Source organism: Aeromonas sp. PrichA-15 (genome assembly GCF_017939245.1).
In the GTDB taxonomy this organism is placed as follows: Bacteria; Pseudomonadota; Gammaproteobacteria; order Enterobacterales; family Aeromonadaceae; genus Aeromonas; species Aeromonas caviae.
The window spans coordinates 1-21,422 of the sequence record NZ_JAGKRH010000036.1 but is presented as its reverse complement, the minus strand read 5'-3'; the positions used below and the strand labels follow the sequence as shown (position 1 = coordinate 21,422).

At 65.2% G+C, this 21,422-nt stretch carries 21 protein-coding genes and 1 riboswitch; of the genes, 14 read left to right on the top strand and 7 right to left on the bottom strand.

What is annotated here, in order from left to right; translation table 11 throughout:
- Nucleotides 1-75: 75 nt before the first annotated feature.
- Together J9889_RS07130 and J9889_RS07125 are read right to left on the bottom strand one after the other, a co-directional pair.
- Nucleotides 76-1,332, bottom strand: a complete 1,257-nt coding sequence (locus J9889_RS07130; RefSeq protein ID WP_124812829.1) for a HAMP domain-containing sensor histidine kinase — start codon at nucleotides 1,330-1,332, stop codon at nucleotides 76-78.
- On the bottom strand, nucleotides 1,329-1,997 hold the full coding sequence (locus J9889_RS07125; RefSeq protein WP_052815862.1) for a response regulator transcription factor: 669 nt from the start codon (nucleotides 1,995-1,997) through the stop codon (nucleotides 1,329-1,331). Before J9889_RS07125 ends, J9889_RS07130 begins: the two co-directional genes overlap by 4 nt.
- Nucleotides 1,998-2,087: 90 nt before the next feature.
- Between J9889_RS07125 and J9889_RS07120 the strand changes: the two genes are divergently transcribed.
- From J9889_RS07120 to J9889_RS07075, 10 genes are all read left to right on the top strand, one after another.
- On the top strand, nucleotides 2,088-2,516 hold the full coding sequence (locus J9889_RS07120) for a hypothetical protein (protein ID WP_029313554.1): 429 nt from the start codon (nucleotides 2,088-2,090) through the stop codon (nucleotides 2,514-2,516).
- Nucleotides 2,517-2,594: 78 nt separating this feature from the next.
- Nucleotides 2,595-3,083 (top strand): hypothetical protein, encoded by a 489-nt coding sequence (locus J9889_RS07115; protein WP_041214323.1) that lies wholly within the window; start codon nucleotides 2,595-2,597, stop codon nucleotides 3,081-3,083.
- 62 nt (nucleotides 3,084-3,145) lie between these two features.
- Nucleotides 3,146-3,259, top strand: a riboswitch (TPP riboswitch).
- 263 nt (nucleotides 3,260-3,522) lie between these two features.
- Nucleotides 3,523-5,514: a phosphomethylpyrimidine synthase ThiC gene (gene thiC, locus J9889_RS07110; RefSeq protein ID WP_052815864.1), complete on the top strand. Its 1,992-nt coding sequence runs from the start codon at nucleotides 3,523-3,525 to the stop codon at nucleotides 5,512-5,514.
- Complete coding sequence (thiE, locus tag J9889_RS07105) at nucleotides 5,511-7,118, top strand: thiamine phosphate synthase (RefSeq protein WP_052815865.1); 1,608 nt, start codon at nucleotides 5,511-5,513, stop codon at nucleotides 7,116-7,118. Before thiC ends, thiE begins: the two co-directional genes overlap by 4 nt.
- Complete coding sequence (locus J9889_RS07100; protein ID WP_052815866.1) at nucleotides 7,108-7,887, top strand: HesA/MoeB/ThiF family protein; 780 nt, start codon at nucleotides 7,108-7,110, stop codon at nucleotides 7,885-7,887. Before thiE ends, J9889_RS07100 begins: the two co-directional genes overlap by 11 nt.
- Nucleotides 7,888-7,889: 2 nt before the next feature.
- On the top strand, nucleotides 7,890-8,090 hold the full coding sequence (gene thiS, locus J9889_RS07095; RefSeq protein WP_039040452.1) for a sulfur carrier protein ThiS: 201 nt from the start codon (nucleotides 7,890-7,892) through the stop codon (nucleotides 8,088-8,090).
- An 85-nt stretch (nucleotides 8,091-8,175) separates the two neighbouring features.
- Nucleotides 8,176-8,943 (top strand): thiazole synthase, encoded by a 768-nt coding sequence (locus J9889_RS07090; RefSeq protein ID WP_052815867.1) that lies wholly within the window; start codon nucleotides 8,176-8,178, stop codon nucleotides 8,941-8,943.
- Complete coding sequence (gene thiH, locus J9889_RS07085) at nucleotides 8,940-10,211, top strand: 2-iminoacetate synthase ThiH (protein ID WP_202211755.1); 1,272 nt, start codon at nucleotides 8,940-8,942, stop codon at nucleotides 10,209-10,211. Before J9889_RS07090 ends, thiH begins: the two co-directional genes overlap by 4 nt.
- Before the next feature lie 1,066 nt (nucleotides 10,212-11,277).
- Entirely contained in the window at nucleotides 11,278-11,862 is a 585-nt protein-coding gene (locus J9889_RS07080; RefSeq protein ID WP_010672673.1) for a hypothetical protein, read from the top strand.
- A gap of 328 nt (nucleotides 11,863-12,190) precedes the next feature.
- Nucleotides 12,191-13,081, top strand: coding sequence for a sensor domain-containing diguanylate cyclase (locus J9889_RS07075; RefSeq protein WP_052814437.1), 891 nt, complete (start codon nucleotides 12,191-12,193; stop codon nucleotides 13,079-13,081).
- Nucleotides 13,082-13,144: 63 nt separating this feature from the next.
- Here the strand turns inward: J9889_RS07075 and J9889_RS07070 are convergent, their stop codons facing one another.
- Complete coding sequence (locus tag J9889_RS07070) at nucleotides 13,145-13,783, bottom strand: exopolysaccharide biosynthesis protein (protein WP_010672675.1); 639 nt, start codon at nucleotides 13,781-13,783, stop codon at nucleotides 13,145-13,147.
- 200 nt (nucleotides 13,784-13,983) lie between these two features.
- On the opposite strand from J9889_RS07070, the gene J9889_RS07065 reads away from it, so the two are divergent.
- Entirely contained in the window at nucleotides 13,984-14,598 is a 615-nt protein-coding gene (locus J9889_RS07065; protein WP_052814438.1) for an outer membrane beta-barrel protein, read from the top strand.
- Between the two features lie 12 nt (nucleotides 14,599-14,610).
- Here J9889_RS07065 and J9889_RS07060 read toward each other — a convergent pair whose 3' ends face one another.
- Nucleotides 14,611-14,916 carry a monooxygenase gene (locus tag J9889_RS07060; RefSeq protein ID WP_052814439.1) on the bottom strand — a complete coding sequence of 102 codons (306 nt, stop codon included), beginning with the start codon at nucleotides 14,914-14,916 and terminating at the stop codon, nucleotides 14,611-14,613.
- 121 nt (nucleotides 14,917-15,037) lie between these two features.
- Between J9889_RS07060 and J9889_RS07055 the strand changes: the two genes are divergently transcribed.
- A complete protein-coding gene (locus J9889_RS07055; RefSeq protein WP_052814440.1) occupies nucleotides 15,038-15,394 on the top strand; it encodes a helix-turn-helix domain-containing protein in 357 nt (118 codons plus the stop codon).
- On the opposite strand, the gene J9889_RS07050 is transcribed toward J9889_RS07055, so the two are convergent.
- From J9889_RS07050 to J9889_RS07040, 3 genes are all read right to left on the bottom strand, one after another.
- Nucleotides 15,366-16,403 carry an acyltransferase family protein gene (locus J9889_RS07050; protein ID WP_052814441.1) on the bottom strand — a complete coding sequence of 346 codons (1,038 nt, stop codon included), beginning with the start codon at nucleotides 16,401-16,403 and terminating at the stop codon, nucleotides 15,366-15,368. The genes J9889_RS07055 and J9889_RS07050 overlap by 29 nt on opposite strands.
- A 176-nt stretch (nucleotides 16,404-16,579) precedes the next feature.
- Nucleotides 16,580-17,200, bottom strand: coding sequence for a PepSY-associated TM helix domain-containing protein (locus J9889_RS07045; protein WP_052814442.1), 621 nt, complete (start codon nucleotides 17,198-17,200; stop codon nucleotides 16,580-16,582).
- Between the two features lie 65 nt (nucleotides 17,201-17,265).
- On the bottom strand, nucleotides 17,266-19,308 hold the full coding sequence (locus J9889_RS07040; RefSeq protein WP_210556202.1) for a TonB-dependent siderophore receptor: 2,043 nt from the start codon (nucleotides 19,306-19,308) through the stop codon (nucleotides 17,266-17,268).
- 271 nt (nucleotides 19,309-19,579) lie between these two features.
- On the opposite strand from J9889_RS07040, the gene J9889_RS07035 reads away from it, so the two are divergent.
- Complete coding sequence (locus J9889_RS07035; RefSeq protein ID WP_052814444.1) at nucleotides 19,580-20,062, top strand: GNAT family N-acetyltransferase; 483 nt, start codon at nucleotides 19,580-19,582, stop codon at nucleotides 20,060-20,062.
- 470 nt (nucleotides 20,063-20,532) lie between these two features.
- Nucleotides 20,533-21,270, top strand: coding sequence for a class I SAM-dependent methyltransferase (locus J9889_RS07030; protein ID WP_052814445.1), 738 nt, complete (start codon nucleotides 20,533-20,535; stop codon nucleotides 21,268-21,270).
- Nucleotides 21,271-21,422: the final 152 nt, after the last annotated feature.

Genomic DNA, 21,422 nt, shown 5'->3' with positions numbered 1-21,422 from the left:
TGCGGGCTTGCCGGGAAGTGTCTCCCTTCTCCCACAGTGTTGAACAGCCGGGAAGAAGGGCCGGGAATCAGGGGGTTATGCCGCCCCGGGGGCGCCGGGGATCATCACCAGCCGGGCGCTGAAGACCCCCTCCACCAGATGGGTCTCAATCTGCCAGCCCAGCTTCTCGCAGATGCGCTGGATGATGGTGAGACCGCAGCCGTAGCCGAGGATCTGATCCGGCGCGGCGGCGGTGGGGTTGCTGATGGTGAGCACCTGCTCGTGCAGGGTGATCTCGATGTGCCCCTCGGCGTAGCTCAGGGCGTTTTTCAAGAGGTTGCCGAGGGCGATGGCGAGCAGGGAGAGGGGGGCCTGCACCTCGCTCTCCTCGTCCAGTTGCAGGCGAATGTCCAGCGTCTCCCGTTGCAGCAGGGGAGCGAGGCGGGTCAGCTCCCGGCGAATGAGCGGCGCCACCTGCTGGGGCGGGCGCTCCACGGCCTCCTTGCGTCCCAGCAGCAGGAAGGTTTCGGTGAGCAGGGCCATCTCGTCGGCGGCGGCGCGGATGCGGCTGACGGCGCGGGCTGCCGGGGCGGGCAGGTCATTCACCTTGCCGAGCAGGGCCGCGGATCCCTGGATCACCATGTTGGGGGTGCGCAGCTCGTGGCTGGCAAAGCGGCTGAACTCCTGTTCACGGGCAAACACGGCGGCTACCTCGTGCTTGCCCGCCAGCAGCGCCTGCTCTATCTCTCGCAGCTCCTGCCAGGGGGCATCGGGCACGAAGTCCCCCTGATCCGGGGTCAGGTGGGCGACCCGCTGGCGCAGCCGCTCCAGCGGCCTGGTGATGTGACGCACCAGCCAGATGCCGAAGGCGAGGCTCCCCAGCAGCAGGGCCAGGCCGATGAGGCGGGTCACCAGATGCAGCTTGGCTTCGTAAGGGTCGAGGTAGTCGTCCGCATCGTCGTTGAACACCAGATAGAGCAGCCCCTGACCCGAGGGGTGGGCGCGTACCAGGAAGTGCTTGTCCTCCCGGCCCAGCTGATGCTCGAAGAAGCCGGAGCTCTGGTAGGCCTTGAGCCAGGCGGGCAGGCGGCCCGCCTCTGTCCAGTAGCTGGAGAACTGGCGCGGACTGGGGGCGGGGGCCGCCATCCCGAGGCGCAACCAGTCGTCGTCATAGCGGGTTGCCTCCGCCTCCAGCCAGTGGCGCAGGCTCAGCTCCTCCATCTTGTTCTCGGCCACCACCATCAGCAGGCTCAGGATCACCAGCAGCAGCAGACCGGCCCCTCCCAGCGCCAGCACCAGGCGCCGGCGCAGGCTCGGCAGGCCGGAGGCAAGGGGCGGCGTCGGGTTCGTCATGGGGTCACCAGCCGGTAGCCCTGGCCGTGCAGGGTCTCCAGCATGGGGGTGGGGAAGGGCTTGTCGAGGGCGCTGCGCAGGGCATAGATGTGGCTGCGCAGGGCGTCGGAGTCGGGCTCCTCGTCGCCCCAGACGGTGTCGAGCACCTCCTGGCGCGTCACCAGCTGGGGCGCGCGCTTCACCAGCAGGGTGAGGATCTGGAACGGGATCTTGCCGAGCTTGAGCTCCACCCCGGCGCGGGTGGTGCGGCCGCTGGCGGGATCCACCGTCAGATCGCCAAAGCAGAGCACGCCCATGTCCCCTCTGGGGCCACGCAGGCTGAGGGCCTCCAGGCGCACCTCCAGCTCCTCCATGGCGAACGGCTTGACCAGATAGTCGTCGCCCCCCGCCCGAAAGCCTGCCAGCTTGTCCTCCAGGCTGTCACGGGCGGTGAGAAAGAGCACCGGGGTCGCGATGCCGTCCGCACGCAGCCGCTCCACGGTACGCAGGCCGTCGAGGCGCGGCATCATGACGTCCATGATGATGACGTCGAAGCGCTCCTGGGCCAGCAGTTGCAGCGCGGCCTGGCCATGATAGGCGCAGTCCACCCTGTGCCCGGCCAGCGCCAGATAGTCCATGATGGTCTCCGCCACCTGGGGACTGTCTTCCACCACCAGTATTTTCATGCTCTGATCTCCTGGTCTGTGCCGCTATTTCACGGCCATTTCACACCGGATGGGTCATCCTGTGTGCCAGTGTAACCCCGAGGATCCCCGATGAAGAAGTCTCTCTGCGCCTTCTGGTTATTGATTCTATTGCCTTTTGGTCTGGTGCAGGCGGCCGAGTTCAAGCTCACGGGCCGCACCACCTGGCAGCTTGGCCAGTTGATGGTCAATGGCATTCCCTTCGTGATCGATGAGCGCACCCGCTTCAAGGATGGCTTGGATGAGGACGATCTCGGCGGGACCTGGGTCGATCTGGAAGGGGTCGTGCAGGAGACGGCGGCAGGGGCGCGGCGGCTCGTTCGCGAGGTGGAGGCGCTGGAAGAGGAGGACGAGATGGAACTGGAAGGGCCGGTGGAAGGGGGACGGATCTGGGGTTATGTCACCTCGGATGGGAGCCTCTCCCCGTTCGAGGGACGCTGGCTGGAGCTGGAGTGCAAGTTTGACGGCATGCGCCTGAGCCAGTGCCGGGAGGATGACTGACCGGTCAGGGCGGACCGGGAAAAATTGCCCGTCCGGGGCCATAGTTAAACCTCACCCCGTGACCCCGGACCGCCTGCCATGACCCGAACCGCACTCTGCCTGCTGCTGTTGCCCTTCTGCACCCTTGCCGACGACGCCGAGCTCTGGCTGGTGGAGCTGGAGCACAACGACGGGGTGCGCCTGCAATTCCAGGGGGCTGAGCTGGAGCTCGGCAGTGCCGAACTGCACGGCGTGGCGCAGCCGGACGGACTCGTGCCCGGCATGCACCTCGCGATCCAGAGCCGCTACGGCGTCGCCGAGACGATCCGGGTGCTCGACGGGGCGCCGGATCCGGCGCTCGGGGCCAGCTGGCGGCGGGCGGAGGATCGACTGCTCACCCACAATCAGCAGGCATTGCTGCTACAGGAACTCGGCGTGCTGGTGTTTGATGCTGACACTCGCTGGATCAACGGCAGCGCTGCCGATTTGCAACCGGGTCGCCGCCTGGTGCTGAGCCGGGATGAAGAGGGCCGCCTCACCGATATCCTCATTCCCGACCCCGAGGATCCCCTCGACGCCGAAGAGTGAGACCTCTCTCCCTTTCCCCTTGTTAATGGCTTGTACTTTAAATTTCCCCACTTATACTGGCGCACATCTTGTCGGAGTGCTGACCGTCGAACGACGCTAAGCTGAGACCGTTAATTCGGGATCCGTGGAACCTGATCAGGTTAAGACCTGCGAAGGGAAACAAGGGTAACTTGCGGGTTACCGCGCTAGGGAAGGCACACCTTCCCGCCAGCTGGAGGCAGACCGCCTCTGGCTGGCACAGGCGCACAGGGGGAGGTTGTCCCGTCCGGTTGTCCTTAGGGCGCCGGGTTTCCAGACTAGGGAAACAACGGGACGGCAGAGCAGGGAAGATCCATGCCCGGCTCACTCCCCCGAGCACACCCCGCCGCAAGTTCATCTTCTCCTCGAACTCCAGACAAGCAAACACCCATAACTTCAACCAGTTAATGTGAGTTTTGCTATGTCTACCAATGTATCTGATACCACCAAATCCAGCCGCCGCGAGCAGCGCTCCAGCGCCCAGACCTTTATCGACAACCTCAAGGGGATGGCGCACCCCAACTCCCGCCGCATCTTTATCCAGGGTTCTCGCCCTGACATCCGGGTGCCACTGCGGGAAATCCAGCTGGCCGACACCTTCGTCGGCGGCACCAAGGACGCTCCCCAGTTCGAGCCCAACGAGCCGGTGCCGGTTTACGATACCTCGGGCCCCTATGGGGAAGAGGCCGCCCCCATCGACGTGCGCCGCGGTCTGCCGCGCCTGCGGGAGAACTGGGTGCTGGAGCGCGATGACACCGACGCGCTGGACGGGCTGAGCTCCACCTTCACTCAGGAGCGGCTGGCGGACGAGGGGCTGGATCACCTGCGCTTCGAACATCTGCCGAGCGCCCGCCGTGCCAAGCCGGGCCGCCGGGTCACCCAGCTGCACTATGCCCGCCAAGGCATCGTCACTCCCGAGATGGAATTTATCGCCCTGCGCGAGAACATGGGCCGCGAGCGGGTGCGCTCAGAACTCCTGCGCACCCAGCACCCGGGTCAGGGCTTTGGCGCCAGACTGCCCCAGAACATCACCCCCGAGTTCGTGCGCGATGAGGTGGCCGCCGGTCGCGCCATCATCCCCAGCAACATCAACCACCCGGAAGCGGAGCCCATGATCATCGGCCGCAACTTCCTGGTGAAGATCAACGCCAACATCGGCAACTCGGCGGTCACTTCCAGCATCGAAGAGGAAGTGGAGAAGCTGGTCTGGTCCACCCGCTGGGGTGCCGACACCGTGATGGATCTCTCCACCGGCCGCTACATCCACGAGACCCGCGAGTGGATCCTGCGCAACAGCCCGGTGCCCATCGGTACCGTGCCCATCTACCAGGCGCTGGAGAAGACCAACGGCATCGCCGAAGACCTCACCTGGGAGCTGTTCCGCGACACCCTGCTGGAACAGGCCGAGCAGGGGGTGGACTACTTCACCATCCACGCCGGCGTCTTGCTGCGCTTCGTGCCGATGACTGCCAAGCGCCTCACCGGCATCGTGTCGCGTGGTGGCAGCATCATGGCCAAGTGGTGCCTGTCGCACCACAAGGAGAACTTCCTCTACGAGCACTTCCGCGAGATCTGCGAGATCTGCGCCGCCTATGACGTCAGTCTGTCGCTGGGTGACGGTCTGCGTCCGGGCTCCGTCTATGACGCCAACGACGAGGCCCAGTTCGCCGAGCTGCGCACCCTGGGCGAGCTCACCAAGATTGCCTGGGAATACGACGTGCAGGTGATGATCGAGGGCCCCGGCCACGTACCCATGCACATGATCGAGCGCAATATGACCGAGCAGCTCGAGCACTGCCACGAGGCGCCGTTCTATACCCTGGGCCCGCTCACCACCGACATTGCACCGGGGTACGATCACTTCACCTCCGGCATCGGCGCCGCGCTCATCGGCTGGTACGGCTGCGCCATGCTCTGCTACGTGACCCCCAAGGAGCACCTGGGCCTGCCCAACAAGGAGGACGTGAAGCAGGGGCTCATTACCTACAAGATCGCCGCCCACGCTGCTGACCTTGCCAAGGGCCACCCGGGCGCCCAGATCCGCGACAACGCCATGTCCAAGGCGCGCTTCGAGTTCCGCTGGGAGGATCAATTCAACCTGGCCCTGGATCCCGACACCGCCCGCGCCTACCACGACGAGACCCTGCCTCAGGAGTCCGGCAAAGTGGCACACTTCTGCTCCATGTGCGGGCCCAAGTTCTGCTCCATGAAGATCACCCAGGACGTGCGCGACTACGCCGCCAAGCTGGAAGCCGTAGAGATAAAGCTGGTCGGCATGGACGGTCAGCAGGAGCGGGTGGTGGCCGAGGTGGAGAGCGGCATGGCCCGCATGGCTGAAACCTTCAAGGAGACCGGCGGCGAGATCTACCATCAGGCGGCGACCCTGAAGCAGGCCGCAGGGGAGGAGGCGTGAGCTGCGAGCGCGGGGCTGTCAGCCCCGCCGACCTGTCCGCCGTGACGCAGGCCCGCCCCGTGGTCTGGACCATCGCCGGGTCCGACTCCGGCGGCGGGGCCGGCATTCAGGCCGACTTGCACACAATGCATGACCTCGGCGTGCACGGCTGCTCTGTCATCTCCGCCATCACCGCCCAGAACTCGGTGGCGGTGAAGATGGTCGACCCCGTGCTGATGCAGACCTTCGCCGCCCAGATCGATGCCCTGGGGCTGGATCTGCCACCCGCCGCCATCAAGATAGGCCTGCTGCCGACCCGGCTGCATGTGGAGGTGCTGGCACGCAGGTTGTCGACCGTCGAGGCTCCCTTCGTGGTCTACGACCCGGTGGCCATCGCCAGCACCGGCACCCCCATGGCGGAGCCCGGCATGCTGGTGGCGGTGCGCGAGCACCTGCTGCCGCGCCTCTCCTTGATCACCCCCAATGGTCCCGAGCTGGAAGCCCTGACCGGCCTGCCCGCCACCAGTCCCGAGCTGGTGCGCCTCGCCGCCCGGCGGCTGCGCGAACTCGGCGCTCGCGCCGTGCTGGTCAAGGGGGGCCACCTTGAATGGGGCGGGGATCTCTGCCTCGACTACTACCAGGATGAGACCCGCGAATTCTGGCTCGCCGCGCCGCGCCTCGATACCCGCCACGGTCACGGCACCGGTTGCGCTTACGCCAGCGCCATCGCCGCCGTGGTGGCGCAGGACTATCCGGTGGAGGACGCCATCACCCTGGCGCGCGCCTACCTGCAACAGGGCTTGGCGGCGGCGCAAGGGGTGGGGGCCGGCCCCGGCCCCATCGCCCATCTCGGCTGGCCTGCTGATCTTGCCCACTTCCCCCGTGCCGTGCTGGCGGGATCGCCGCTCGATCGCCGCTTCGGACTTTATGACGCGAGCAGCGCCCGTCTGCCGCAGGGCCCCTTCGCGCCGACCGAACACCACCTCGGCCTCTATCCGGTGGTGGATTCGGTCAAGTGGCTCAAGCGTCTGCTGGGGGCCGGGGTCAAGACCATCCAGCTACGGATCAAGAATCTGCCCGCCACAGAGGTGGCGCCGGCCATTCGTGATGCGGTCGCGCTCGGTCGCCGCCATGGGGCGCGGCTCTTTATCAACGACTACTGGCAGCAGGCCATCGAGGCGGGGGCCTGGGGCGTGCATCTGGGGCAGGAGGATATGGAGACCGCCGATCTCGCCGCCATTCAGGCGGCGGGGCTGCGCCTTGGCATCTCCACCCACGGCTACTTCGAGCTGATGCGGGCCCGCGAGCTTGCCCCCTCCTATATCGCGCTCGGCCATATCTTCCCGACCAACACCAAAGCGATGCCTTCGCGCCCCCAGGGGCTGGCGCGGCTGCACCACTACCGCGCCCTGATGGCGCAGTGGCCCACGGTGGCCATCGGTGGCATCAGCGAGGAGCGGGTGGCGGCGGTCAAGGCAAGCGGGGTCGGCAGCATTGCGCTGGTCTCGGCCATCACGGCGAGCGATGACTGGCAGGGCGCGACCGAGCGGCTGCTCGCTGCCGTGGGGGCGGGGGATGAACCGCGCTCGGCCTGCGTGATACGGGAGGCAGAACATGCGCTCTGATGCCGCTTCTCTCAGTGACAAAGAGTATCTGCGATACGGCCGCCAGCTGATGCTGGCGGAAGTGGGGGAAGCAGGTCAGGCGCGGCTGAAAGATAAATCCGTGCTGATCGTGGGCCTCGGCGGGCTCGGCTCGCCGCTCGCCCTCTATCTGGCCGGCGCCGGGGTGGGCACCTTGTGGCTGGCCGATGGCGACACGGTGGATTCCAGCAACCTGCCGCGCCAGATCCTGTTCGATAGCGAGGCGGTCAACCACTCCAAGGCGGAGCTGGCCCGCGAGCGCTTGGCGGCCCACAACCCGCTGGTGGAGCTGATTGCCATCAATCAGCGACTCGATGCCGCCAGCCTGCCGGGGTTTGTGACCGAGGTGGATCTGGTGATCGACTGCTGCGACAACCTCGCCACCCGCCAGGCCATCAACGCCGCCTGCGTGGCCCAGGGCAAGCCCTGGGTCTGTGCCGCCGCAGTGGGCTGGCAGGGGCAGCTGATGGTGCGCACCAGCAGCGATCACGCCTGCTACGCCTGCCTCTATCCGCTGGATACCAAGGTGAGTCAGAGCTGCGAGACCAGCGGTGTCACCGGCCCGCTGGTCGGGGTGATGGGCTCTTTGCAGGCGCTGGAGGCACTGAAACTGCTGCTCGGGATGCCGAGCCCGGTGGCGGGCACATTGCGCCGGTTCGATGCGTTGACCCATCAGTGGCAGACCCTCACGCTGGCTCCCGACCCCGATTGCCCGGTCTGCGGCAGCACCCACCCGGCTCAGGAGAATTAACCATGAAGATCCGATTGAACGATATCGAGCTGACGCTGCCCACCGGCCAGCGCCTGACTGAGCTGCTGGCGGTGCAGGAGATTCCCCCTCAGGGGGTAGCGGTGGCCCTTAACGGCGCCGTGCTGCCCCGTGGCCGCTGGGCCGAGACCCGTCTCAATGACGGGGACGAACTCCACCTCTTCACCGCCATTGCCGGAGGCTGACCCATGATGCTCGCAGTCCCATCTTCGCGTGTTCTGCCTTGCGGCGGCACTCCATCTCTACTTACCACTGTGGCGGGAGGCTGACATGCTCAAGATTGCCGATCACACCTTCTCTTCGCGCCTCTTCACCGGCACCGGCAAGTTTGCCCGCCCGGAACTGATGGCCGCCGCCATCGAGGCAAGCGGCTCCCAGCTGGTGACCATGGCCATCAAGCGCCTCGAACCGGGCAAGGCCCACGACGATATCCTCACGCCCCTTCGGCAACTCGGGGTCAAGCTGCTGCCCAACACCTCGGGGGCCAAGACCGCAGCCGAGGCGGTATTTGCCGCCCACCTCGCCCGCGAGGCGCTGGGCACGAACTGGCTCAAGCTCGAGATCCACCCCGACCCTCGTTACCTCCTGCCCGATCCCATCGAGACGTTGAAAGCCGCCGAGCAGCTGGTGAAAGAGGGCTTTGTGGTGCTGCCCTACTGCGGGGCCGACCCCGTGCTGTGCAAGCGGCTCGAAGAGGTGGGTTGCGCTGCCGTGATGCCGCTGGGCGCCCCCATCGGCTCCAATCAGGGGTTGGTGACCCGGGAGTTTCTCTCCATCATCGTCGAGCAAGCCAATGTGCCCGTGGTGGTGGATGCGGGCATCGGTGCGCCGAGCCATGCGGCCGCCGCCTTTGAGCTCGGCGCCGATGCCGTGCTGGTCAACACCGCCATCGCGGTGAGCGGCGACCCGATCGCCATGGGCCGCGCCTTTGCGCTGGCCTGCACCGCCGGGCGCAGTGCCTATGAAGCCGGTCTCGGCGCCCGCGCCCTGCAGGCCCAAGCCTCCAGCCCGCTTACCGATTTTCTGGGGGCGTTATGAGTCAGCATGCCAATGGCCCCACCCCGACCCTCCCCTTGCCAGGGGAGGGAGTATCGACTCCGCCCTCTTGTGAAGTAGGAGGTCGGGGGGGCGGATTAACACCTCCCCCTTGTGAAGGGGGAGGCCGGGAGGGGGTTGAGAGAAAGTCGGAGAGTTTTCTCGATAGATGGCTCGAGCTGGAGTGGGACGATATCGGCATGCAGATCCGCGCCAAGACCGCCGCCGATGTAGAGCGGGCGCTGAATACCTCCCGCCGTACCCTGGCGGACTTTATGGCGCTGATCTCCCCGGCCGCCGAGGCGTATCTGCCGCAGATGGCAGCCGAGGCCGAGCGGCTCACTCGCCAGCGTTTTGGCAACACCATCGGCTTCTATGTGCCCCTCTATCTGTCGAACCTCTGCGCCAACGACTGCACCTACTGCGGCTTCTCCATGAGCAACCGCCTCAAGCGCAAGACCTTGAATAGCGAGGAGATTGAGCGCGAGTGTCTGGCCATCAAGGCGCGCGGCTTTGACAGCGTGCTGCTGGTGACCGGCGAGCACGAGCACAAGGTGGGGCTCGCCTATTTTCGGCAGGTGTTGCCCATCATCCGCCGTCACTTCAGCACGGTGGGGATGGAGGTGCAGCCCCTCTCTCAGGACGAATACGCCGAGCTGAAAACCCTCGGCCTCGATTCGGTCATGGTCTATCAGGAGACCTACCACGCCCCCACCTATGCCCGCCACCATCTGCGTGGCAACAAGCGGGACATCGCATGGCGCCTCGCCACGCCGGATCGGCTCGGCCGTGCCGGTATCGACAAGATAGGGCTGGGGGCGCTGATCGGTCTCTCCTCGGACTGGCGCGCCGACAGCTACTTTGTCGCCGAGCACCTCGCCTGGCTGGAGCGCCACCACTGGCAGAGCCGCTACTCGCTCTCCTTCCCGCGCCTGCGCCCCTGCACCGGGGGGTTGGAGCCGGAGGTTGTGATATCGGATCGCCAGCTGGCCCAGCTTATCTGCGCCTGGCGCCTCTTCTCGCCCACGCTGGACTTGTCCCTCTCGACCCGCGAGTCGGCTACGTTTCGCAACGGCGCGGTGCGCCTTGGCATCACCCAGATGTCGGCCGAGTCGCGCACCCAGCCGGGTGGCTATGCCGAGGGGGATAAAGAGGAGCTGGAGCAGTTCGCCATCCACGACGACAGGCCGGTGGGGGAAGTGGCCGCCGCCGTGCGGCAGGCAGGGTTGCAGCCGGTGTTCAAGGATTGGGAACCCTTCCTGGGCCGATAGGGGCGGCCACGCCCCCCTTTACCGGCGGCGCCCGGTATAACGATTGGGCGCCGTTCGGCCACACACCTTGCTGGTGGCGACCCTTTGGCTCCCTCCCCTGCGAAGGGGAGGGCTGGGGAGGGGTCTTTATGCGGCATTTCATTGCCATCGTAGGGTCGATTAGCCGTCAGGCGTAATCGTCCGTTCCGAGGCATGGTGTTGGCGGCAGGAGCCGTTGTGTGGTGGCACGGCCTTGCCGTGCAGGACGCGAGGCCGCTGGCCTCGAAGGGGTTTCGCCCGCCCTTCGGGCTTGGTCGAGTAACTTTTCTTTGCGTGGCCAAAGAAAAGTCACCAAAAGAAAGGCCACCCCCGCTTATTCGCCCGACTTCGTCGGGTTCCTTCGTCTCACCCGCTTGTCCGACGGCACGCGCCGACGGGCCATCCATGGCCCGGCGCCGCTCGCTCGACATCCTGTCTCGCGGCCTGGACAAGCGGGTTCGTCTCAGCGAATAAGAGGGGGAACCAAGACCGCGCCCGATCTTGGCCAGTTAGTACGGTGTGCGTTGTAATGCTCGTTCATGTCACACCTCTCAATATCAACAGGGAAATATCCCCAACTATCTGATATATGGCGTAGTATCGGAAATAACTGACTCTGGATGAGGCTTTCAAACTAGGGAAGGTGCGAATAAGTCATATGGCACGAGAGCATTTAATGGTAACCCATTGATATTAAATGACTAAAATTTTCATTTTTTGTTCGTGGGATACTTGTTCGCACTTTCCCTAATTGACGTGTTTGTGTTGGATGTTTCTCGTTCATAAGTGGTCAATCTGGGGAAAGGAGTCTCGATATTGTGGGGGGGGCTGCGGATTGATGTTGCTTGGTTGAGATTCACATGACATCTGTATTGTGTTCTTGTCCTGCCTTATACACCTGTCTGGGCCAATCCCTGTCGCCTGATTGCCGGCTGCGCATCGACCCGGAGCCGGTTTGTCTCTAGCATGGGAGGGATGCGGGGCTGGTGCTCCGCCCCCACGGGCTTTTGGCGAAGTCCGTCCTGCGGACTTCTGGCGGAGAGAAAAGATGAAGCTGCGTTCCTTGTTGATGGTGGGTGCCCTGCTGCTGGGCGGATGTGCGGTCAATCCCTATGGGGGGACGCCTGCGCCGGTCGGCGAGCCGGACAAGCCGGTGACCAAACCAGAGAAACCCGTGGCCGAGCCTGACAAGGCCGAGCCGGTGCCTGCTCCCAAACCCGTGGCACCGACGGGGCTGGCGGTCGCCCTGGCCGATGACTTCCTGAAGGCCGCCGATGTGCAGGCACTGGCGGGCAGCAGCCCGGTACTGCTGCTGATGGCGCCCCAGAACGGTACAGGTGAGCCCTTCAGCACCCAGCCCCTGGCGGTGGCCATGATCCAGCGCATTCAGGCCAATAGCGGCTTTCGTTTCGCAGACCCGGGCCAGGTGGCGGCCATCACGGGTCAGCTTGAATACCAGCAGGGGGGCATGAACCCCGCCTCCCTGGTGCGTCTGGGTCGCCAGACCGGGGCGGGTTACATGCTCTACGGGGATCTCCTCTCTGAAGGGGGCCGCTACCGGCTCGCCATGAGCCTGATGGATCTCAAGAGCGGTGAACTGCTCTGGAATGCCAGCCGATCCGCAGCCCGCTGATGCCGGCTCGCCGGATCCCTCTTGACCGGGATCCGGCCTTGCCCCCCTTGTCCGGGGGCGGGAATACCCCTGTGGCGCCCCTGACGTCACAGGGGTTGGCATGTCGCACTGCCTGAAGGCAAAAACACCTTCCTGACTGTCTGAGAATTCTGGTTCTGACAGCATCCCCGATTGCTACCATTCACTTTGCCGGAGGCTTGTCCGGTGAACACGTCACCGATCGCATCCTTCCCGCCCGGCAGGCAGCTTTCTGCCCCTGTGCGATACTCCATGAGTCTTGTATAACAGGAGTACAGGGACCTACTCCCATGGATAGTAAGGAGCTCGGATGGCGCTCTCAGTGGCACAACTCTACGAAGTGATGGCCCAGTTGCCGGATCCCGTTTTCATCCTCAGCGAAGATGGCTACTACATCGAGTACATCGGCGGGATGGAGCAGCAGTCCTACCAGAACGGCAACCCGCTGATCGGCAGACAACTGCTGGACGTGCTGCCCGAGGACAAGGCGCAGTGGGTGATGGCGCAGGTGGCTCAGGCCCTCGCCAGCGGCCAAGTGCAGGTGGTGGAGTATGACCTCTCCCCCGCCGAGGTGGACGGCATCGACGCCGACGCCGGGCCCCAGGGAATGCAGCGTTTCGAGGGCAAGATAGCGCCCTTGCCCTCTTTATATGAGGGGAAGCGGGCGGTGACCTGGATGACCCGCAGCATCACCCGCCAGCACGAGCTGCAACAGCGGCTCAAGCGGCTCGGGGAGACGGATCAGCTCACCGGCCTCTACAACCGCCACTTCTTCTTCGACCAGTATCACCACAGGGTGCAGGGGCAGCATCTCACCGGCCTCATCATGCTGGATCTCGATCACTTCAAGCAGATCAACGATCGCTTCGGCCACCAGACCGGTGACAAGGTCCTGTGCCGGGTCTGCGAGTGCGTCTCTGCCCAGTTGCGGGGGGAGGATCTCTTCGTGCGCAGCGGTGGCGAGGAGTTTCTGATCCTGCTGCCGCAGATCGACGAGGGGATATTGCTGAAGGTGGCGGAGCGGATCCGCGCCGCAGTGGCGGCCATGGCGCCGGATCCCGCCCCCGTGACCGTGAGTCTGGGCACCACCCTGATCCGGCCGGGAGAGGATCTTGGCACCGTGCTGGCCCGGGCGGACGAGTGGCTCTATCGGGCCAAGCGGGGCGGGCGCAACCGGGTGGCCCATGATGGGGCGCCCTGAGGGGCGCAGTGAACAGGAAAGAGGGCGACCCGGGGTCGCCCTCTTTCATTTGGCCGGGCCAGATCAGCCGAACAGGGTCGAGATATTCTGCCCCGCCATCAGCAGGCCGATGGCCAGGGCGCTGAACCAGACCAGGGTGGCGGCGACCAGGGCATAGCCGAGGGCGACGAAGAGACCGTCCCGCTGCAACATGCCGATGGCCAGCAGCAGGATGGCCCAGGCGGGCATGGCGTTGGTGAAGGGAATGGCGCCCAGCGGCAGCATCAGCAGCAGGGCGGCCAGCATGATGAGCAGGCCGTTGCAGCGGTTGATGGTCACGCTGCCGGTCAGGATGAGCAGGCGCGGGCGGATGAAGCGGTCGATGCGGGCCAGCAGATCCGCCCCCTTGTGCAGGGTCGGCTTGAGGTGCTCGGCGGCAAAGCGGCGCTCCATCAGGAAGGCGGGCAGCCAGGGCACCCGGTTGAGGGTGATGCCGATGCCGATGAAGAGGATCAGCAGGCCAAAGGGGGTGCTGACGCCGGGAATGGAAACCGGCAGCAGGAAGGGAACCGTGAGCAGCACGCAAAACAGCAGCATGCCCTGCTCGCCCACCAGGGCCAGCATCTGGCGCAGGCTGATGTGGCTCTCCTCGATGGCGTGGGCGGTGGCCCTCAGGGTATCGGAGAGCGTGCTTTGGGGGTCGTTGAGTTGCGCGGCAACCATTCCTGAGATCCTCGTCTGTTGATGCCACCGCTGTGGCGCCGCCAGCTTACGGGGACGAGGTTAATCCCGGATGAATAACCCCGGGGAGCACAGATATTTCCATCGGGAGCGGGGCAATGGGGCTGGTACAGCCCCCGTCCAGTGTGGGAGACGGGCGCTCTGATATGCTTTGCGCAGGTCTTTCACCAAAGGATGAGCACATGAGAGGAGCGATGGGGATGGTGCCGGGGCTGCTGCTGCCCCTGGCGGGCTGGGCAGCCGAGCCCCCGGCGACGGGCTGGCAGCTGACTCCCTTTGCGGGATACAGCTCGGCCATCGACTTTCGGGCCATGGACGAGCCGGCCCCCACGCCGCACGGGAGCGACATAGACACCCTGCAAGGGGAGCGCTCCGGCAGCTGGGGGCTATTCATCAGCAGGGAGGTGGATGACCCCGGCATGGTGGAGCTGCTCTACAGCCACCAGTCGACCCGGGTGTCCCCCGAACTGCCCGACAGGCTGACGGTGGACACCCTGCAGTTTGCCGGGGCCCTGACTCTCTCGGACAACCTGATGGCCCCCTATATCGGTGCCGGGATAGGGGTCACCCGCTTGGATGCCTACGACAGCGAGACGGCCCCTTCCATGTCCCTGGCCCTCGGGGTGCAGCCGCGCCTGACCGAACATCTGGCTGTGCGGGCCGAGGTGCGCGGTTATGGTGCCCTGGTCAACGACGACAGCCAGTTTCTCTGCAACCCCGAGATCTGCGCCTTTCGGGTGAGGGGGGAGCTGATCACCCAGTGGCAGGCCAATATCGGCTTGACCCTGAGGTTCTGAGCCCCGCTCGGACTAGGCGATGCCCTTGGTGAGGCGACTCAGGGGCTCGTTGACGTCGAACACCTTGTACTGCACCGCGCTGGCGCCCATGGCGAGCACCCGCTGCTCGTGCATGGTGGCGTAGGCGAGGGCGCTCCCCTCATCCTCGAACAGATAGATGCCGCCCGCCTCGCCGGTGCGCGGGTTCTCGGTCCAGATCTTGGAGATGAAGCCCGGCTCCCGGGTGATGGAGTCGGCCAGCGGCATGGCCGCAGCAGTGAGGGCCGGTCCCATCATCTCGGCGGGGAAGTTGAAATGGATCTGCAGCAGGCTGGGCATGATAAACCTCTCGTGGGCGTTGATTGACGGAATCCGCATCATAGGAAGCCGGTATCTTGGCTGCAAGAAGGCACATTTTCGTGGCATAGTTACCGCAAAGTAACCACTCACGAGCCATACCGTGCCCTCACTGCCCTGTCCCGCCTATCAGGTATTAAGCCTGCTGACCGGCAAATGGAAGCCGGCCATTCTGTTTCATCTGCGCGAACAGACCCGGCGCTTTGGCGACCTGCGCCGCTGCCTGCCCGAGGTGAGCCAGAAGGTGCTCACCGCCCAGCTCAAGGAGCTGGAGAGCGACGGTGTCATCATCCGCACCCTCTACCCCGACGTACCGCCCAGGGTGGAGTACAGCCTGAGCCCCCTTGGCGTCGCCCTGATCCCCCTGCTTCAGCAGATGCACGATTTTGCGCTGAACCACGTTGATCTGCTGGCTGGTCAGGGTCCTGTTTCTAGCGAGCCCGCAGCAACCAGCGGCTGAGGGCGGTGGCCGCCAGCAGTCGGTAGCCGAGCAGAGTGAGCGCCAGCAGCGCGGGTACCTTGAGGAGTTCCCACCACACCTGTTTGCCCTGGGGGCCGAAGATCATCAGCCACACCACCAGCATCATGTGCAGACAGTAGAGGCCGAGCACTTTGGGGGCCTGGCGCTCCAGCCAGCTGCCTTTGCCCCATGCGGGGTTGGCCAGCAGCAGGCCGAACAGCCCCAGCGCCCAGGGGAGCGAACCCAGCAGGAAATCATGACGAGCGAGGGGGACGGCGGCAACGCGCAGCAGACCTGCGGCCTCCAGGGCATAAAGCCCCATCCCCGCCATCATCATCAGGGCGCAGCGCCTGGCGTCCGGCTGCCAGGCACGCAGGCGCAGCTCGGCGCCGAGAGCCACGAACAGCAAGGAGAAGAAGGGGCCGTTGCGGGTCAGCAGGGCCCACTCGCCCCCCGGCAGCAGCGGGCCATAGGAGCCACCGATCAGGGCCAGGCTGTAGAGCAGGGCCCCCAGCAGCAGGGCCAGCCTTGGCAGGCGGGCCTGCTGGCAGAGCCCCAGGATCAGCACCGCCACCATCAGGGCGGGCAGGAACCAGAGGTGGATCATGCCGCCCACCCACCAGACGTTGAGATGATCCCCGAGCTGCATCTGCCACTGGCCCGCCATGGCGGGCAGGTAGCCCTCGCTCACCGCCGCGAGCGGGTTGAAGGGTATCAGCACGTAGAGCAGGCTCCACGCCAGCCAGAGCCCCAGCAGGGGTCGGCAGTAGCGCAGTGCGACCGTCAGCGGGTGGCCCGCGGCGAGGGCGGGTTGCAAGAAGTAACCGGCGCACAGGAAGAACAGCGGCACCGCGAAGCGGCAGAGCTGGTTGATGACGGCCCCGACCAGAGGGTAGGGCGTGCTGTCCCACAGGGCGGGGTCGAAGGGGTTGCTGAAAGGGGAGAGATGGATGGTCATCACGGCCAGGATGGCCACCACTCGCCCGCATTCGATGCTGGAGATGCGCATGATTCCTCGTGGCGTTCGGGAGCTGGGCGCACCCTATCAGCCGCAGGTGCTCCCTATCCAGCCGCCTGGTCGCCAACTGTGACCCCCATCGGCGGCCGGTTACCCTTTGTTACCCGAGGTGCGGGCAAGGTTACCGCCGCCGGGAGCGGGATCCCGTTTTGGTGTCGGTAAAAGGGCTAGAGCAGGGCCACCAGCACGGTGACCAGGGCGCCCAGCAGCAGCAGGGTGATGCCGCGACCGGCGGGGCCGTGCAGCTTGTTCCACATCAGCAGGCTGGTGAGGGCCAGCAGCAGCATGGCCAGGGCCGCCAGATCTCCCACCAGTTGCCAGGGCAGGCCGGTGCCCATGCCACGGTGCAGCCGGTTGAGGCTGGCAGCGAAGTTGGCCTGCTGCAGCTCGGTGCGCACCAGCAGAGTGCCTTCCACATAGCTGGCGGCCACGCTTTCGCTCAGGGTGACACCGCGCAGCTCCCAGCGGGCCGGCAGGGTGAGGGCGCCGGATGGTGTGGGCAGGGTCTGGGGCGGGGTGATCTGGGGTCGCCCCTCCTCGAACATGTCTGCATAACGCTGTTGCAGCAGGGCTTTCAATTCATCCGGGCTGGCCAGCGGCGTGCTCAGTACTATCTCTTCGCTCGATTTGGCGGTGTGGGGACCGGGCAGGGGCAGCACGGCCCTGTGTTGCAGCCAGAGGCCGGTGAGGCCGTAGAGCAGCATCAGGGTGAGGGTGGCAAAGCCGGCCCAGGCGTGGATGCGGCGCACCCACTTGTTGCTGTGCAGGGGGAGTTTTCTGCGTGTCATCGTTCGGTGCTTCATAACAATCTGGCCAGCGAACGCTGGCCAGAGGGGTCGGTAAACAGGGAGGATCAGAAGCGGTAGGCGGCGGTCAGGTGCAGCTGACGGGGCGTGCCCGGCATGATCTGGGCCGCGCTGGTGGCGCTGACGAAGTAGTCGTGATCGGTCAGGTTCTCCACGCTCAGCTGGGCTTCCCACTGGGGCCAGCGGTAGCCGGCACGGGCGTCGAAGCGGGCGTAACCGGGCAAGGTGGTGGTGTTGGCGTTGTCGGCGAAGCGATCCCCCACCGCCGTCATCCCGGTCTCGCCGAACCAGCCCTGCTTGCCGCTCTGGTAGCCGGCGAACAGTTGGCCGTTCTGGCGGGAGACGTTCATCGGTCGCTTGCCTTGCAGGTCCGCGTCTGCCTTGACCTGCTCGGCATCCTGGATGGCGACGCCGCCGCGCAGATAGATCTCGTCGGTCAGCTGGGCACGGGCGCTCAGCTCGATGCCGTCGGTGCGCTGCAGACCGGTGAGGATCACCCGGGTGGGATCCAGCGGATCCTTGCTGCGCTTGTTGTACATCTCCAGCCGGTAGAGGGAGAGGGTGGTGGCGAGGCGGCCGTTCAGCCAGTCGCTCTTCACGCCCCCTTCATAGAGCCGGGTGTGCTGGGGATCCAGGTTGTTGTTCTTGTCCCCCGGGGTGATGCCGATAAGCTCGCCGCCCACCGGGGTGAAGGTCTTGCTGTAGGAGGTGTAGAAGGCATGCTCCTCGATGGGGTTCCACACCAGGCCCAGGCGCGGACTCAGGCTGGTGACCGAGAGGGTCTCTTCCTTGTCGAGGTCGTTGCGGCGGCTGGTGACGGTGAAGTCGTCGCGGCGCAGGCCTGCCAGCAGGTGCCAGTCGCCCAGGCTGAGCTGATCCTGCACATAGAGGCCGACACCGCGCACCCTGTGATGGGCGTCGCTGGAGAGTTTCATGGCGCCGTCGTAGGTGGGCAGGGAGCCCGGATCATAGAGGTTGCCTGCCGGGATCGGGTTGGCGTTCTGGTAGAGCTTGGGGGTGCGATCCTGCCAGCCCTGCTCCAGGCCCACCAGCAGACGATGGGCGACGGGGCCGGTTTGCAACTGGCCTTCCGCCTCGGTGTTGCTGGTGAGGCTGCTGGCCTTGAGATCCTGCTGCCAGCGGGCGCGGGTCACCTTGTCACCCTTGACGCTGGTGACATAGGTGTTGTCGAACTGGCTGTCGAGAGTGGTGTAGCCGAGCTGCTGGCGCAGTTGCCACTGATCGTTGATGTCCCAGGTGAAGCGGGAGCGGGTGGACTGGGCCACATCGTCGATGAAGTCGCGGCGGGTGTCGCTGTAGACGCTCTCGATGGGGACATCCGCCGGGCGACCATCGACGCCGGGAATGCCGCGATCCGGGGTGCGATCGTGCTCGTTGCGCTCGTATTGCACCAGCCAGTTCAGGGTGTCGGTGATCTCCCAGTTGACGGAGGGGGCCAGCAGGGTGCGCTTGCTGGTCACGTCGTCGCGAAAGCTGTCTTTGTCTTCCTGGGCCAGGTTCAGGCGCACCTGTACCCGCTCTCCTGCCTCGCCGTTGAGGTCGGCGGCGAAGCGTCGGCTGTCGAAGCTGCCTACCTGGGCGCTGACGCTGGAGGCCTGCCCCTTCTGGGGAACCTTGCTGACCCGGTTGACGATGCCGCCCGTGCTGCCACGGCCGTAGAGCACGGCGGCGGGGCCCTTGAGCACTTCGAGCCGTTCGATGTTGCCAAGGTCGCGGGTGTATTGCATGTCATCGCGCAGGCCGTCGAGGTAGAAGTCGTTGCTGGCGCTGAAACCGCGGATGGTGACGCCGTCAAAGCGGGTGTCGCCGCTGGCGTTGACGCCAGGGATGCCGGTCAGGGCTTCACTCAGGGTGGGCTGGCCGAAGGCGGTCAGCTCGCTTGCCTTGACGGTCTCGATGCTCTGGGGCACCAGCTTGGCCGGGGTGGCGGTACGGGTCGCGGTGGCGACCTCTTCATGTTGGCTGCGTTTGCCGACCACGGTCAGGGTTTCGTCTTCGGCACGGGGGCTGGTGCAAACCGCCAGCAAGGCGACGCCCAGCAAGGCGCGCGGGGAGTTGGAATGGTTCATCTGGGTGTGACTCTTTGTCGACCAATCGGCCTGAAATTGTTGATTTAATTGTAATTATTGATTTCTCTCATCGCGAGAGGTTGCTAATGATATTGATTTTCATTTGCCTTGCAAGGAGAAGATGCAAGAAAAAGAGATCATTGGCGGCAGGCACTGAGGGGGCTGGAACCTCGGGGAAAAGGCCGGGGGAACCTTGGTTCGGTTCGGAGGGGACGCTACCATGGTGGCCTCGCGCCTTGGCGCACCATCCGGAACACACAGGGAGAGAAACATGGTCGAGATCATCAGGGCGGATCTGCACAACCCTCGCCACGGCGAGGCGCTGATCGCGATGCTGGACGAATACGCCAGGGACGAGATGGGGGGCGGCAGTGCACTGGCGGACGAGGTGAAGGCGAATCTGGCCGACGCCCTGGCCGCGCGACCCGGTGCTCATGTGCTGCTGGCCTGGGTCGATGGGGAGCCCGCTGGCGTTGCCACCTGCTTCGAGGGTTTTTCGACCTTCGCCTGTCAGCCGCTGCTCAATATCCACGACGTGGCGGTGCACCCTGCCCATCGCGGCCAGGGCATCGGCAAGCGGCTGTTGGCGGAGGCGGAGCGGCTCGCCCGGGAGCTCGGTTGCTGCAAGCTGACCCTGGAGGTGCTGGAGGGGAACAAGGTGGCCCAGGCTGCCTATCGCGCCAGCGGCTTTGCGGGTTATGAGCTCGATCCCGAGGTGGGCCGGGCTATGTTCTGGCAGAAGAAGCTGGGGTGAGAGGGTCGGCAAACATGATCTGCCGGGCTTGCCTCTGAGACTCCTGTCCCCTAGAGTGGCACCAGATTTTTCAATGTGTTGATGGAACCGGCCCGGCCGGGTGAGTGACATGACCCTTTATGCTTCGGATCAGCGAGTGACCCGAATGAACTCCGTACAGATGCGCACGATGAAGCATTGTCCGGAGCCGGTGGAGGCCCAGACCTCCCATCCATTCATCGTGCAGTGACGACCGGATCTCGCTACCTCGCGGGAGCCGTGACCTTGCCGCACGACTGAACCAAGGCCATAGACGTTGCCTCGTCTATGGCCTTTTTTGTTGCCCCGCAGCCAGGCTGCGGGTGCGAGACAGAGCAGAGGCCCGCCCGGGTCTCTGCTTTTTTTATGGTTTGTCATGACCGACGGGTATGCTTGGCAAGGGCCGGGTCGTTGGCCAGAGAGGCTGACCATCTTCAAGAGGAAACAGTGCAATGTCACAAAATATCTATGACGAACCAGGGTTTTTTGAGGGCTATGCCCAACTGCCACGCTCCCTTCACGGGCTGGCGGGGGCGCCGGAGTGGCCGGCGCTGCAAGCCATGCTGCCGGATCTTGCCGGCAAGCGGGTGCTGGATTTGGGCTGCGGTTATGGCTGGTTCTGCCGGGCAGCCAGAGATCTCGGGGCTGCCGATGTGGTCGGTATCGATCTCTCCGCGAAGATGCTGGCCCGTGCCGCCGAGCTGACCCGGGATGAGGCCATCCGCTATCGGCAGGGGGATCTGGACGGTCTTGCGCTGTCCGATGAGCCTTTCGATCTCATCTACAGCTCCCTGGCGCTCCATTACCTGCCCGAGGTGACGCCGCTGTTTGCGGAGATCCACCGTGCGCTGGTGGCTGGCGGTAGCCTGGTGTTCTCGGTGGAGCACCCCATCTTCACCTGCCCGCAGCCGCAAGGCTGGCTGGTGGATGCAGAGGGACGCCGCTCCTGGCCCGTCAACGGCTATCAGGCGGAGGGCAAGCGGGTCAGCAACTGGCTGGCGGAGGGGGTGGTCAAGTATCACCGCACCCTGGGCACCTACCTCAATGCCCTTGTCGCCGCCGGGTTCCAGATCCGCCGCGTGGAGGAGTGGGGGCCGACGGCGGCGCAGATTGCGGCCAACCCGGCCCTGGCGGAGGAGGCGGAGCGCCCCATGCTGTTGCTGGTGTCGGCGTACAAACCACTGGCCTGACGCAATAAAAAGGTTCTTCGCGGGATCCTGGGAAAGTGGAAGTTGACAGACAGGGTGCTGGTAAACTGGTTGTCGCCAAACACACCACCACCATCACCCTGCTGTCGCCGTGCATCATATTGATATTGCCTCCTTCTGGCCAGGTTATACCG

Bases quoted from the DNA above. Each gene is read 5' to 3' on its own strand.
- J9889_RS07130 (WP_124812829.1), bottom strand. From the start codon at position 1,332: ATGACGAACCCGACGCCGCCCCTTGCCTCCGGCCTGCCGAGCCTGCGC.
- J9889_RS07125 (WP_052815862.1), bottom strand. From the start codon at position 1,997: ATGAAAATACTGGTGGTGGAAGACAGTCCCCAGGTGGCGGAGACCATC.
- J9889_RS07120 (WP_029313554.1), top strand. From the start codon at position 2,088: ATGAAGAAGTCTCTCTGCGCCTTCTGGTTATTGATTCTATTGCCTTTT.
- J9889_RS07115 (WP_041214323.1), top strand. From the start codon at position 2,595: ATGACCCGAACCGCACTCTGCCTGCTGCTGTTGCCCTTCTGCACCCTT.
- thiC (WP_052815864.1), top strand. From the start codon at position 3,523: ATGTCTACCAATGTATCTGATACCACCAAATCCAGCCGCCGCGAGCAG.
- J9889_RS07100 (WP_052815866.1), top strand. From the start codon at position 7,108: ATGCGCTCTGATGCCGCTTCTCTCAGTGACAAAGAGTATCTGCGATAC.
- thiS (WP_039040452.1), top strand. From the start codon at position 7,890: ATGAAGATCCGATTGAACGATATCGAGCTGACGCTGCCCACCGGCCAG.
- J9889_RS07090 (WP_052815867.1), top strand. From the start codon at position 8,176: ATGCTCAAGATTGCCGATCACACCTTCTCTTCGCGCCTCTTCACCGGC.
- thiH (WP_202211755.1), top strand. From the start codon at position 8,940: ATGAGTCAGCATGCCAATGGCCCCACCCCGACCCTCCCCTTGCCAGGG.
- J9889_RS07080 (WP_010672673.1), top strand. From the start codon at position 11,278: ATGAAGCTGCGTTCCTTGTTGATGGTGGGTGCCCTGCTGCTGGGCGGA.
- J9889_RS07075 (WP_052814437.1), top strand. From the start codon at position 12,191: ATGGCGCTCTCAGTGGCACAACTCTACGAAGTGATGGCCCAGTTGCCG.
- J9889_RS07070 (WP_010672675.1), bottom strand. From the start codon at position 13,783: ATGGTTGCCGCGCAACTCAACGACCCCCAAAGCACGCTCTCCGATACC.
- J9889_RS07065 (WP_052814438.1), top strand. From the start codon at position 13,984: ATGAGAGGAGCGATGGGGATGGTGCCGGGGCTGCTGCTGCCCCTGGCG.
- J9889_RS07060 (WP_052814439.1), bottom strand. From the start codon at position 14,916: ATGCCCAGCCTGCTGCAGATCCATTTCAACTTCCCCGCCGAGATGATG.
- J9889_RS07050 (WP_052814441.1), bottom strand. From the start codon at position 16,403: ATGCGCATCTCCAGCATCGAATGCGGGCGAGTGGTGGCCATCCTGGCC.
- J9889_RS07045 (WP_052814442.1), bottom strand. From the start codon at position 17,200: ATGACACGCAGAAAACTCCCCCTGCACAGCAACAAGTGGGTGCGCCGC.
- J9889_RS07040 (WP_210556202.1), bottom strand. From the start codon at position 19,308: ATGAACCATTCCAACTCCCCGCGCGCCTTGCTGGGCGTCGCCTTGCTG.
- J9889_RS07035 (WP_052814444.1), top strand. From the start codon at position 19,580: ATGGTCGAGATCATCAGGGCGGATCTGCACAACCCTCGCCACGGCGAG.
- J9889_RS07030 (WP_052814445.1), top strand. From the start codon at position 20,533: ATGTCACAAAATATCTATGACGAACCAGGGTTTTTTGAGGGCTATGCC.